A 14,015-nucleotide genomic window follows, 5' to 3' on the forward strand; every position below is an offset into this window, starting at 1 on the left:
TTTCACCCTCTCAATATTACTTGCCACGTAATACCATTTTACCATAAAAATGCGCAAAAAGCAAGCTCTTTCTCGCTTTTTGCGCATTTTTTATTGATATTTCCCTTCGTATTACTTGCTTTGTTGAAAGTTAGGGTTTAAAAAGTTGACACCTATCGGGCTGTTTTTTACGTTTATATATATAGAATCAATCATTTAAATCTCAAGCTTTTAGGATTCTATCTAATCTATTATCGGGAGTGATGCATATGCTTGTATTATAACAAAAATTTTCCATCAGCACGTATAGCATTAAGCAGTCATAATATAATTTTATGGCCGCGTCAGTGCTTATACGGTTCAAACAAAAAACAAATTTATTACGGAGGAACATTATGAAGTTTAAAAAGGCTTTGTCCGGCATCTTGATTATGATACTTTTGATTACATCGTTCTCAACGCCCACGATCGCTCTGCCCCAAGACGAGACCCCTGTTACCTTTTCACGCTGTTCCGGCGGTGAATGTGACTGCCAAAATGACTGCTGCTCCTCCTGCGGCTGCGCGGAATGCGGTGGTTGTGAAGAATGCGGCGGCGAATGTCACGATGATTGCTGCGCCGAAAGCATAGTATCATCATCTGTTTCAAAGAACACCGTAACTCAGACAAAAGAAATTACAATAAATGACCTGGGACTCGACGAGAAGACTGTCGAAGAGATATATAAAAGAACAATGGAAATAAAGGATTCTTACGCGTCAGAAAAGACAAAGGAAATGCGTTCTCTTTACTTTGAAGGTAAATTAAGTGAAGACGATTGGATGAAGTATCAGGACGAACGTCCGGAGGAAGAAAAATACGCTAAGCCGTATTCACAAATTCTGCAGGAAGTTTTGTCCGAGTATGTGGGAACGGAAGTCGCGGAAAGCGTAAATATCACAAGTTCAGGCAACAACGTAAAATCCGGCTGTAACCATGTTATGGGCGAGTATTATTACACATATAACCATCCGCATCAGCAGTATTGTGATTGTGTGGCTATGTGCGGATATACCGAATATTATAATGTATACGGAACCTCCCCGACATGCTGCCGTTGCAACGGACATACGCTTTCTAATTTCGGGACTCCTGGAAGTCATGGTGAATTCGGGCATTCAAGAAGCTACTATTGCGCGGCATGCAATAAAACGGGATACGAATATGTGTCTGTTAATCCTTGTTGTGCTTGCGGAAATCATGTCGACGGACTTGGTATTCATTATTACGATACCGCACATCCGCATGCCGAATACTACGAATGTATTAATTGTATGGCTGTGGTTTATACCGGAAATAATTACTCCGGAGCGTATCCGGGATGCTCGACATGCAATCCCATACATGTGCATTCATATCCTTCCACATGGTCAATAAGCTCGACACATAGTGCGGGAGGGCATCTCCGATATAAACAATGCACCGGTACTGGATGCTCACATCAAATAACAGACGGTTATGAACAACATTATAATAACTGCACAAGCTGTACACACACATATCCGTCATCGTGGACTATTTCAAGCACGCATACTACGGAAAACGGCATAAACGGACATTTAAGATATAAAGTTTGTACATACAGCGGATGTAATATACAAACGACAGATGGATATGTGATAAGCACAAGCTGCTGCGACTGTGGGTATCATAACTATTCCAATGGTCCACATTATGACTCATCACATCCTCATGCGGAATATTACACCTGCACACGTTGTGGCGGTACTAATTATACCGGAGCATATTACAGCAGAGTATATCCTGGGTGCGCATCATGTTCATCAATCAGCGGATATTATTTCCTAACAAAATATGGCACAAACATGCGGATGAATGTTTCAGGAAGCGATGATGCTGAAGGCACCACAGTAAAGCTTTATACAAGCGACTCAACAATGGCACAAAAATTTAGGATTGTTAAAGAGTCAGGAACAGAATTTTATAAAATATATGCTGTTTGCAGTACATATGGCCATTATAGAGGCTTGGCTTTATCAGGTAACTATATAGTCATATCAAACAATCCAACTAGTTGGAATCTCATAAAACAAAGCAACGGTAAATATAAAATTTCTCCCCAGAACAGTTCACTGTATATAAACTATGGTCTAAATAATATGTTGGTCCTTTCATCTGTAGGAATAACTTGGGAACTCTCAGAAATAGCCTCTGAAAGTAAAACAATTTGTGTAAAGATTAATAATGTGCCTACTCCGGGTGCAACAGTTGAGATTTATGCTAAAAATCATCCCAACAAAAAGCATGTTTTTTCCACAGATTCAAACGGAGAATTACAAATTGATTTAATAAGCGGATTGAGTCATGGAATCAATGTAACAAAAAGCGGATATCTAATTGAAGCCTTTCCAAATGTGGACGGAGGTAATATAGCTTCTGTTACAAATATTGACCTTGTTCTTGTTGGTGCTATGAGTCAGTATTTTACCGCGCCTTTTTCAGGAACAATAACTGTTTCAAGTAAGTTCGGGTGGAGATGCTTTACTTACATAAAAAATGGTGAATTAAAGTTGAATTACAAGAGGCATAATGGGATTGATATACCAAAGCCTTCCGAAACTCCTATATATGCTATTTGTGATGGTATTGTTATTCAATCAGATTTTGATCAATATTTGGGTTATTTTGTTACTGTTAATTCTGTAGTAAATGGAACAGAATACTACACAAGATACCAGCATATGTTTGAAGATACTAAAGTCGGCCTTGGCCAATTACCTGATTCTCATATAGTAGGACAAGTTGGAGACACTGGTGAAGGTTCAGGCAATCACCTGCATATACAAGTTGGTATTGGTAGCGTTAATAATGTAGGTGACCCTGCAAGATATTTCAGTTATAGTTATTAAAGGAGTAAACACATGAAAAAACATATAACAGCTTTATTGTCTATTGTGCTTATCACTGCATTTCTGCTTGCTTCTTGTGCGGAAATAGAAACTGATACAAGACTTCCCGGCAATATGGTAAACGGAACAAATATAGGAACTGTTGACACTGTATCAGCGCCCCAAACAGACATATCGGATACTGAAACAATTTTCGAAACCGGCAAAGAGACAGCAGAAAAGCCCTTTGTTTGGGTGACAAATGCGGAAAAAGTCAAATATCTGATGCCGGATATTGAATACCGTGGAGAAGAATACTGGTGTTCGCATTATGATTATATAGGAAGCGGGACATCGTTCCATAACATTCCTGGTATCCTTATGGACTATTTAAATTTAACTGAAAATAAAGATTGGGATGACTTTATTGAAAACAAAGTCTATAAAAGGACTTATAAATTAGATGAATGTGATTATAGCTTAAGTATATATGATGTTATACACTGGATAGATATTCCATTAAGTGAATTGAAATATATTTATTACAATTCTATTTTAATGTATAGCATGGATTGGAATTTTGATGTTTTATATGCAGAAGACATATCAGAAGCAGATAAATATTATAATTATAAAAATAATTATAATAAAATTGTTTATCGTACCAGCTTATCGAATGAACTTTGGCATAAATTAGCCCTATGCAAGTTAGCTTCAAAAAAAGATAATGATAAACTCAACAAGATTCTTGAAAATAGCACAGCAAAAATACAGCACCTTACTTCTGAAAAGCACCCGTATAAGGAAGAGAACATGAAATTTTCTTTCATTTCAATTCCTGAATATATATATGCATTTGATATTACAAGAGAAGAATTCGAAGCGGCTTTCAGAGATGACAGCGGATTTGTTTTCACCTATGACCTTGACCGCATTTATAATCAAAAAGATGAGCTGATGAAACAGATTTCGGCAGCTAAAACACTCCTTGACATATACAACATCGACGCGTCCCTCCGTCTCGACGGGTAATTATCTTACCTCATCTCAAACCATATTCCCGGAACAGGCATCGCCTGTTCCGGGGGCGTATCCGGAGATTAAATAATGAAAAAAATAATAATGATAGTCATATTTGCATCAATGTTCACTTTCTTATTCGGTTGTAATCAATCCTCGGTAAATACTGATTCTGTATTACCTGCAGCCTATACTCAAGTTCAAAAAACCGCAGTGCTTGATAAATTGACATCGTCAATTATTTTTTCAACTCCAGGAAGCCAGTTTTATTGCGATGGAAGTAAAATCGCATATTATAAAGGTTCGTCAATATGCTTATTTGATACTTCTAAATCTGAAGAATATATAGTTTTAAATGGTGAAGATGAAAACAGATGGCTTTGCGTAAATAATTTTAATCACGGCTATATTCGCTTTTATGAAGGTATTGTATTTGATACGCTAAATATGAAATTATTACCCAAAGACTCGGTGATATCAAGATATAGCTATAATAATGACACAGTATATGCTTCAACTACCGGAGAAAGCAAAATCGGTGACGACGGAATAATCCAATTTAACTCTAACAAAATGGTAGAAGATATACCGGACACAAAAGCAGATATTAATCGCGAGGTGAATACCTGCTACGACTTTTTATGCTTTATTAAAAACAAGGCATATTATTTAAAAAATTATATAGATGGTTCAAAGGATTCCGGATTATATTACTATGATTTGGAATCCGGAGTTGAGAAATTATTGGTCTCGAATAAACCAAACTCTGAAATCAAATACTCCGAAGTCCTACGACCGTTGGGCAATGACTACCTGGCATTGTTTCAGGAAACTTGTGATAACAACTTGCTTTCTCTTTATATTTATACTCCCGACGGTGATCTGCTTGGGAAAGTTGAAGATTTTTCCTTTAGTCTACATGATACAAATTTTGTAGTGAATCAAAACTATTATGGCAACGGTCAGTTTATCTTTGCCACAATCAAAGAAGCTGCAATATACAGATATGACATCCCGACAAAAACCGTCACAAAGCTCGGCGCTGAGCCAAAAAGTGAAGTAAGATACTTATCCGCTTGCGGCGATTTAATAATATACGGCACTTTAAACGATGATGGATGCTATTTGTCGCTATATGCATACAGAGAAAGCGATGGTTCAACAGTGTTGATATGCGACGAAGTCTTGCCAGGTGATACATCAACTTGTCCCGATACGGGAAGCGTTGTATATTCTTCACCTGACGGCAATATTTATGTCGCTTCGGTAAAATAAGACCATACGGCGTTATCCCATCAAAACCTATCCCCGGAACAGGCCTCTGTTCCGGGGGTAACGGCATCAGTTTTATCCAAACAGGAGTAAACAAATGAAAAAACATATAACAGTTTTATTGTCTATTGTGCTTATCACAATATTCCTGCTTGCATCATGCGTGGAAATTGAAACGGATTCAGGATTGCCCGGTAATATGGCAAGCGGAACAAATATCATTGATACCGGAATTATCGGCACCGGAACTGTGCCCCAAACAGACATATCAGATACCGGAATAATATCAGAAACAGCTCCGGATATTTCTAAAGAGACAAATGATACCGTTGAAAGTGAAAACGTTACAGAGCCCTGGGAAACAAATGATACCGTTGAAACCGAAAACGAAACGGAACAACGGGAAACTACCGGAATCTCGCTCCCCGCATTCAGCGCCGTGCTGACCAAAGAGAATAAGATTTATTATTATGAATCGACATCAAAAGAACTCGTAGCTGCCGTAACCGAAAACGACAAAGTTTATAATGGTGTTCTTTCTCCGGACAAGACGCATATTGCTTACTTCCATGATAAGACTTTCGGTGAAGACGGGCAATTTGTGTATCATATGAGAGTTGCCGATATTGGCGGAAAGCCGGTCGGAACCTTTGACTTCACAGACAGCGGTAACTATATATATGGTGCATGGTGGGCAGACAGCCACCGTTATATAATTGACGCTCACCATAATCCGTCTGTTGGTATATATACAGTAATCGACATAGAAACACAGGAGATAATCAGGTATCGCGGAACAAATCTGAGTATGCTGGAAAACGGTGATTTTTTATATGTAGGAGAAATGCATCATCTGGTTCGAGGCAAGCAAACCGGGCGTTTAATGATAAATGAAAAAATGGTTTATAATACCGGCATATATGATGCGATCTTAAGTATGCCTGTAAAATATGGAAATAAATTAGGCTTTATTATCTCAAGCCGTGATTATAATGATTCGTTATATGCAGTCTTGGGTGATCTTTCGGAGTCTCATGACGCTGTAACCGAGGAATACAGGGTGGATATACCATCTGAGTTGCGTTTAGCATATCTTGAACCATATTTTACGGCAGACGGAGAATTTTTAATATTCGCCCGTCTAGATAATAAAGCATATTCTTATAACCCGGATACCAAAAAGCTCGAGGAATGTATGTTGCCGGAAGAAAAACCGAAAGATGAATCAGAAAAGCAGACCGAAGACAGTGTTATGTCTGAAATTAAAAACGCGGTAATAACTCAGCTCAACGATACTTTTGACGGATACAGTATAAGCATCGTGTATTGATATTATTAATAATCTCCTCCAAAACCATATCCCCGGAACAGGCCTCGCCTGTTCCGGGGATTTTAAACAATAAATATTTATTCGTTAATTGAACATTGTTTCAGACATCAACGCTCCGCGATAGCCATGAACCGAAAGCCATCTGCAGGCTGTGAGCACGATCTGCTCAAATTCTGGTATATAGCGTCTGTAATCCGAAAGGAAATACTGCTCATGGATCATCACGGACATGAACCCGGCGCGATGAGGATTAGAATAAATTTCTTCGAGCGCGGGAACGACCTGTTCAAGCTTTATCGTATTTAAAACCTTGTCTATCCGGCCGTACATTACATCCTCGTCGGTATCGAACCAGAAATCGCGATCTCCCACATGGCGCACGAAATCCGCGGGATAATAATACGCGACGAGCGGATTTCCGTTTGGCAATACCTCAAAATAACCTGTCAGCCCCTTATATCCCGCCTGACGCAGCGCACGGACTCCGACGATATTGGAAGCGCCCCAGTGAAGCGTGCATATGTTTGAAAGGGTTTCCTTCCCGGCAAAGCGGACAATCTCTTTATGCACAAGCTTGATATCCTCGGAAATGCGTTCAAATGTCGTATTTTCATAAGGCTTGTCGGGCATTTCTGAACGCGCATGGAAAGAGAGTTTTAGCCAGTCGGAATTCTTAATAAACTCGGACTTAAACTTATCGGTCATCATGGACAAATTGAAATATTTACGTTCTGTTGAAAAGCTTTTTGCGGCGTTAGCATCGAATTCGTAAAAAAGATTCAGATGAACCTTCGCTCCGTAAAGATCATGAGCCTTCTTATAAACTGCAAGATACGGATTTTCGAATACGGATTTGTAAACGTCCTTATTTTCAGTTATATCGGCAAGAAACAGGATATTGTCGTCGGATGAAAGGCGGTATTTACCGATGCAGGAGGCGATGCGGAACACGACAATTTTTGTCTGGGTTCCGTCAGTCAGATTGTCGGCGAAAAGCGTGTTGCGATAGCCGGTCAACGAGGCTTCGCATTCATAGAAGCCGTCGCGGTAAACCGCTTCGTTCTCGTTGATCATTATTTTTTTACCGGCAGGAGCGGCGACACGGGCGGTAATATTGAGGGCTCCGTCTTTTTCGGCTCCGTCATATACATTCATGCAGTCTCCGTCCAGCGGATAAACAAAATAAAACTCTTTATCGTTTCCGAAATAATTTTTCATATTGCATCTCCAAATCAAATAATCGTTTCCTCGCGTATTATATCATAAATAACTTCATAATGCAATTATTTGAGATTTTTATGAACAATATAGATATTTTTGTTGAAACGAATTGCATTTTTATAACCTGTATGATATCATGAAAAACAGCGGTTGAAAAAATTGCTATGAGAGAAAATATCTGATACGGTATATGTAGTTGACGTCTTAAAATATTAAACATATAATATTGGAGGCATCCTGCACGTCATTAAAGCCGCCGTATAAACAATAACGTGTAAATTATTTCAGAAAGGTATAAATAAGATTTATGGAAACCATCAAAACAAACGGATGTGAAATATCCGCATACAAGGGCAAAATCAAACTGATTTCGGGCGCCACAGAGGCAGTGTTTTACGCTTATGAAAACGGATTAGTGCTTGAATCGCTCAAAAACACTTTGACAGGATATAATTGGGTATCAGGTAAAAAGCGCTCGGTTGTCAACCCTATAAAAGATAATATTCTCTCATTTAAGGGAATAACAATGAACGAGCTTGACAACGACGGCATGTCAAAGCCATATCTCGCTGCCGAAATATCGTATGCCGGATCAAAAGCCGATATAAAGGCTGTTTTGTCCGTGTATCCGGGAATTTCACTTATAAATCTCGCCGTCTTCTGTGCGCGTCCGGCAGAACAGGATAACTTCGATGTAAAAGATGATATCGAATTCAGCGACGGCGATATTACGTTTTCTCTGTCACTCGTGCCAAAGCATTATAAATGCAGAGTTGCCGAGCTGTTTGATTATTCGGATATCACCAACACTTTTGTTAAAAAATACGATGATTTTACGTATAAGAGCGGCAGCAGAAAATTCGATGGGCATTTTCTTGTGCTTGACAGCTATCTTGACAGGGAACAGCTTTTTGTAGTAAGAGAGGCGCCTACGAAATTCGGAGCGCAGAACAGACGCTCTCAAAACGACTTCGCTGTTTATTCCGACACGGTTCTTGACGTAACAGGAACAAGCCTTCCCGACGAGCTTGACGACGACGGTCATTATATTAGCTGTTATCCCGTCACCTTCGGCTGCTTCTCCGCGCCGGACGAGGAAATATACGCTGAATACAGAAAGCTTTACCGCGCGGTTTCTCTTGGCATACACGAAGACAAGCTCTTCACTCTTTCAAACACATGGGGCGACAGAGGAGAAGGAGCAAACCTCAATGAGAAATTTATGAAAAAAGAGATCGAGGCCGCCTCCGGACTTGGCATTGACGTGGTTCAAATCGACGCCGGATGGAGCACGGGCGACTGGGAGATAAAGAAGGACAGATTTCCCGATGGATTCGCACCGCTTAAGAAGCTGTGCACTGAAAAGGGAATTGAATTCGGATCGTATATGGATCCTAGAAAACCGGATGAATATGCCGACTGGGAAAAAGATGCCGATATAATGATCAAATACTTCACCGACTACGGAGTGACGCATGTCAAATTCGACGGTGTTACGATAAACACAAAGCGCGCCGAAGAGAATATACTCAAAATTTTTAAGAAATTCTACGAAAAGACCGGACACCATGCCCAGATAAACAACGACATAACAGCTTCACGCAGATTCGGTTTCCTTTATGAGAAACAGTATGCCTCCTTGTTTGTCTGTAACAGGTATACCGATTGGCATAATTATTATCCGCATTACACTCTCCGTACCCTGTGGCAGCTATGTGAATTCATACCCGCACGCAGAATGCAGATCGAATTTCTTAATAACAAACGCAACCGCTCTCTGTATGAGGGTGATCCGCTCGCTCCGGCTAATTACGAAATGGATTACCTTTTTGCAACGGCTATGCTCGCCAACCCTCTGGTATGGATGGATCTTCAGAGTATTGAGCCGTCAGACGCGGAGCTTTTGAAAAAAATAATCTCCGTATATAAACCTCTTCAAAAGCAGTTGTTCGACGCTGACGTTTCCCCTATAGGCGAAATCCCTGACGGTGGCAGCTTTACAGGCTTCAACGCAAAGATCGGGAACGGTGGATATCTGCTTCTGTTCGCGGAGGCCGGCGGAACATATATCTATTCCGTAAAGGGAGTACGCAACCCGGAAGTGCTTTATAAATCCGAAAAACTCTCCGATTTCGGCATTGAATGCTATCCATACGGCGTGCGCGTAAATATGCCTGAAGAAAAATCCTTTGTTTTCATAAGGTATTCATGCTGAATTTTACTTTGCTAAAGCTATCCGATATTGACCTGATCAGCCCGTATTTTGAATATTCAAAAACACGCGCCTGCGACAATACAATCGGCGGTACATTCATGTGGCGTGATTATTTCAAAACGGAATATGCGATAACGGGAGACACGCTTTTTTTCAAAGTAAAATATTTAAACGGTGAAACAGCTTTTTCTGCTCCGCTCTGTCCGTGCGGACGCGGCTGCGAAAAAGCCGCGGGCTTCATCTTCGATTACTGCGCGGAAAAAGGGATTCCTGCCGTAATATGCATGGCCGCCGAAGAAGACCGCGATATTTTAGAAAATAAATTCGTGATATCGTCTGTTCCGGAGCCAAACTGGTCCGATTATATGTATAACGCTTCCGATCTCGCGGATATGGCGGGTAAAAGATATTCCGGACAGCGCAATCATATACATGCTTTTATGCGGGATAATCCGGATTATCAGTTTGAAGAGATTGGAAAGCGGAATATCCGGGAAATATCGGAGTTCTTTTTAAATTATGAACGCAGGGGCGATAAAACCTCGCTCTTGTATCTCACCGAGCGCGAAAAGGTATTCGAGGTCTTTAATAACTGGGACATGTATCGTCAATCAGGAATAGTTCTCAGGGCGGGAATGCAAATAGTCGGCTTTGCAATCGGAGAAATAATCGGAGATACACTTTTTGTCCATATTGAAAAAGCAAACGCGGAATGTCGCGGAGCGTATCAGATGTTGGTAAAGCAGTTCGCGGTCATGGCCGTGGAAAAAGGCGCCGTTTATATAAACCGCGAGGACGACGCCGGAGACGAAGGGCTCAGAATCTCGAAGCTTTCTTATCATCCTTGCGAAATGGTAAATAAATATACGGTCACACTGCTTGAAAAGAAATAGGGTTAAGAAGTGATTATTTATTACCGAGTTTATAATATACGATGACATATAAAAAGCTAAAAGCGCGGACGACGTCCGCGCTTTTAGCTTTGCTTTATGCCGTTTCGATTTTGCTTGCGGCTTTCAGATTTAGTTTTTCAATCGCGGCTTCGCGCATCTTGTATTTTAGTATCTTTCCGGCGGCATTCATAGGAAAGCAGTCGACAAAATCGACATAACGAGGTGTTTTATGCTTGGCCATATGCGTGGAAACAAACTGTTTGATATCATCCTCTGTCGCCGTTTCGCCTTCATTAAGGATGACGCACGCCATAATTTCCTCGCCGTAATCCTTGTCCGGAACACCGATTACCTGCACGTCGGAAACCTTTGGATGAGTATATATAAAATCCTCGATTTCCTTCGGGTAGATGTTTTCGCCGCCCCGAATTATCATGTCCTTGATCCGTCCGGTTATTTTATAATAACCTTCCGAATTGCGGCGAGCAAGGTCACCGGTGTGAAGCCATCCGTTTTCATCTATCGCGGCGGCGGTCGCTTCCGGCATTTTGTAATAACCCTTCATGATATTATAGCCCTTCGCGACAAATTCACCGTCCGTATTGTCAGGCAGATCCTTGCCGGTTTCGGGATCAACAATCTTGCATGTCACACCGTACATTGCAGCGCCGACCGTATTTACCCGCGCTTCGATGGAATCGGTGGTTTTGCTCATTGTGCATCCTGGTGATGCTTCAGTCTGACCGTAGGTGATGCATATTTCGGTCATATGCATCTTATCGATTACATCGCGCATTACCTTGATAGGGCAAGGACTGCCGGCCATTATGCCTGTGCGCATATGTGAAAAATCAGTTTTTGGGAAATCCGGATGAGAGAGCATGGCGATAAACATGGTCGGAACTCCGTGAAAAGCGGTTATCTTTTCGCGGTTTATACAGTCAAGCCCTTTCGAAGGAGAGAAGGACGGAATCGGGCACATTGTCGTCCCGTGCGTCATGGATGATGTCATCGCGAGCACCATTCCGAAGCAATGGAACATAGGCACCTGGATCATCATTTTATCCGCGGTGGAAAGATCCATACAGTCTCCGATCGCTTTTCCGTTGTTGACGACATTATAATGCGTCAGCATGACGCCCTTTGGAAAACCTGTGGTGCCGGAGGTGTACTGCATATTGCATACATCGTCCTTGTGGATGGCGGCGGCGCGGCGATATACTTCCTCAACGGGAACCTTTCTGCTCATTTCGATTGCTTCGTCCCAGGTTATACAGCCCTTTTGCGCGGAATCCACGGTTATTATATTTCTCAAAAACGGAAGACGCTTCATATACAGCGGATGTCCCTTTTGCGTAGTTTCAAGCTCCGGGCAGAGCTGTTTGATTATATCTACATAATCCGAATCCTTGTATCCGTCAATCATTACAAGTGTATGAGTGTCTGACTGGCGCAATAGATATTCGGCCTCGTGGATTTTATACGCGGTGTTGACTGTAACGAGTACGGCTCCGATTTTTGTCGTGGCCCAGAAGGTTATATACCATTGCGGCACGTTGGTGGCCCATATTGCGACATGGTCGCCGGGCTTTACTCCGAGCGCGATAAGACAGCGGGCAAAGGTGTCGACATCATCGCGGAATTGGGAATATGTGCGCGTATAATCAAGTGTCGTGTATCTGAACGCGTATTGATCGGGAAATTCATCCACCATTCTGTCAAGCACCTGTGGAAACGTCAGATCGATGAGGTGCTCTTTTTTCCACACATATTTTCCGGTTTTGCGGTTGTTGTCGATAAGGCGTCCGGAATCGCTGGATGTCCCGAGATATTTTTCCATATAATTTGCAAAATGAGGGAATACCACGCCGGCATCGCCAAGATCGGGCGCATACTTTTTAAGCCATTCAAGCGAAATATATCCTTCGTAATTAATCGATCTGAGAGAACGCATCATTTCGTCGATAGGGAGGTCACCTTCGCCCATCATTTTATATACGACCTTACCGTTTTCGACGGCGGAATCCTTTATATGAACATATTTTATATATGCTCCGAGGTTTTCAACCGTGACCGACGGCTTTTCGTTCATGAAGCGGTATGGATGATGTAGATCCCAGAGAGCGCCGATATTGTCGCTTTCTATGTCGTTAAGAAGCTTTTTTAAACGCTTTGTATCGGCATACACACCATTTGTTTCTACAAGCAGCGTTATGTCTTTCTGTTCGGCGTACATAACAAGGCGTTTCAATGATGCGATCACTGCTTCTTCGTTGATTTCTCCGTCCGGAAAAGCCTTCTCGTCTCCGAGAATTCGGACGAACCGGGATCCGAGCTTTGACGCGAGGTTGATATATTCTCTTATTTCCGCTTCTGTTTCTGTTGAATGGTCGGCATATTTAAGAGTGCAGCCGGATGACAGGCAGGAGATTTCAAGACGGCGTCGGCGCAGCTGCGCGACTGTGTCGTCGATGTTTTCCGGGCAGAAGGGTTTTGCGCGTATTGAGAAGATATCTCCGCCGAGTCCTCTCATCTCGATTCCGGAGAAACCGAAATCCTTTGCTACGGAGTAGATGTCCGACCAATCGAAATCGGGACATCCGAGGGTTGAAAATGCGAGTTTCATAGTAAAATCACTCCTTGAATTTATATCCGGCGACAAAAAAAGCTTTCATCTCCGGTAATTCCGAGAGACGAAAGCAATATAACATACTTCCGCGGTACCACTCTTGTTGGCGCAATGCGCCCTCTTTGAGGCATCTGACAATGCCGGACCCTTATAACGTGGGTCAATACGTTCACAGCTACTTGCCTTTCGTAAACCGGTTCATACGGTGGGCTTTCAAGCGACCGCTCCAGGGCGAGTATGACGCATCCGCTGCCGCCTCACACCATCCGGCGGCTCTCTGATAACGGTTTATTCGTCGTTGTTCCCCATCATTGCGTTTATAAATTTATACTAGTATAACACGAAGATAAATAATTGTCAATAGGAGAATAAAAATTGTTTTTGTTTAAAAATTGCAAGTTTAACTGTCGCAGTTTTTATCAATTATGATTAGTGGGAATATTCGAGCTGCCGGATCGTCAGTTTACTAATATCTGTTGCTTTAGGAGCAATACGCCGAAGGATTCTGTTACCGTTTTCATTCTGCTCTGTTCTGCTCTCGGTTGATGTACGGATGAGCATAATAGAT

8 protein-coding genes are annotated in these 14,015 nt (G+C 41.7%); 6 read left to right on the top strand and 2 right to left on the bottom strand.

Annotated elements, in window-relative coordinates; all coding sequences use genetic code 11:
- Positions 1-374: 374 nt before the first annotated feature.
- The 4 genes from VB118_08250 (at position 375) to VB118_08265 (ending at position 6,489) form a co-directional block, all read left to right on the top strand.
- On the top strand, positions 375-2,888 hold the full coding sequence (locus tag VB118_08250) for a peptidoglycan DD-metalloendopeptidase family protein (protein MEA4832590.1): 2,514 nt from the start codon (positions 375-377) through the stop codon (positions 2,886-2,888).
- A gap of 12 nt (positions 2,889-2,900) precedes the next feature.
- Positions 2,901-3,899 carry a hypothetical protein gene (locus tag VB118_08255; protein MEA4832591.1) on the top strand — a complete coding sequence of 333 codons (999 nt, stop codon included), beginning with the start codon at positions 2,901-2,903 and terminating at the stop codon, positions 3,897-3,899.
- Positions 3,900-3,974: 75 nt separating this feature from the next.
- Positions 3,975-5,162, top strand: coding sequence for a hypothetical protein (locus tag VB118_08260; GenBank protein MEA4832592.1), 1,188 nt, complete (start codon positions 3,975-3,977; stop codon positions 5,160-5,162).
- A gap of 94 nt (positions 5,163-5,256) precedes the next feature.
- A complete protein-coding gene (locus VB118_08265; protein MEA4832593.1) occupies positions 5,257-6,489 on the top strand; it encodes a hypothetical protein in 1,233 nt (410 codons plus the stop codon).
- Positions 6,490-6,573: 84 nt separating this feature from the next.
- Here VB118_08265 and VB118_08270 read toward each other — a convergent pair whose 3' ends face one another.
- Positions 6,574-7,707, bottom strand: coding sequence for a hypothetical protein (locus tag VB118_08270; protein ID MEA4832594.1), 1,134 nt, complete (start codon positions 7,705-7,707; stop codon positions 6,574-6,576).
- Between the two features lie 310 nt (positions 7,708-8,017).
- Between VB118_08270 and VB118_08275 the strand changes: the two genes are divergently transcribed.
- Entirely contained in the window at positions 8,018-9,925 is a 1,908-nt protein-coding gene (locus tag VB118_08275; GenBank protein ID MEA4832595.1) for an alpha-galactosidase, read from the top strand.
- Positions 9,919-10,818: a phosphatidylglycerol lysyltransferase domain-containing protein gene (locus tag VB118_08280; GenBank protein ID MEA4832596.1), complete on the top strand. Its 900-nt coding sequence runs from the start codon at positions 9,919-9,921 to the stop codon at positions 10,816-10,818. Before VB118_08275 ends, VB118_08280 begins: the two co-directional genes overlap by 7 nt.
- Positions 10,819-10,912: 94 nt before the next feature.
- Here VB118_08280 and VB118_08285 read toward each other — a convergent pair whose 3' ends face one another.
- Positions 10,913-13,444 carry an AMP-binding protein gene (locus VB118_08285; protein ID MEA4832597.1) on the bottom strand — a complete coding sequence of 844 codons (2,532 nt, stop codon included), beginning with the start codon at positions 13,442-13,444 and terminating at the stop codon, positions 10,913-10,915.
- Between the last annotated feature and the right edge of the window lie 571 nt (positions 13,445-14,015).

This window comes from Oscillospiraceae bacterium (genome assembly GCA_034925865.1).
GTDB lineage: Bacteria > Bacillota > Clostridia > Oscillospirales > SIG627 > SIG704.

Bases quoted from the DNA above. Each gene is read 5' to 3' on its own strand.
- VB118_08250 (MEA4832590.1), top strand. From the start codon at position 375: ATGAAGTTTAAAAAGGCTTTGTCCGGCATCTTGATTATGATACTTTTG.
- VB118_08255 (MEA4832591.1), top strand. From the start codon at position 2,901: ATGAAAAAACATATAACAGCTTTATTGTCTATTGTGCTTATCACTGCA.
- VB118_08260 (MEA4832592.1), top strand. From the start codon at position 3,975: ATGAAAAAAATAATAATGATAGTCATATTTGCATCAATGTTCACTTTC.
- VB118_08265 (MEA4832593.1), top strand. From the start codon at position 5,257: ATGAAAAAACATATAACAGTTTTATTGTCTATTGTGCTTATCACAATA.
- VB118_08270 (MEA4832594.1), bottom strand. From the start codon at position 7,707: ATGAAAAATTATTTCGGAAACGATAAAGAGTTTTATTTTGTTTATCCG.
- VB118_08275 (MEA4832595.1), top strand. From the start codon at position 8,018: ATGGAAACCATCAAAACAAACGGATGTGAAATATCCGCATACAAGGGC.
- VB118_08280 (MEA4832596.1), top strand. From the start codon at position 9,919: ATGCTGAATTTTACTTTGCTAAAGCTATCCGATATTGACCTGATCAGC.
- VB118_08285 (MEA4832597.1), bottom strand. From the start codon at position 13,444: ATGAAACTCGCATTTTCAACCCTCGGATGTCCCGATTTCGATTGGTCG.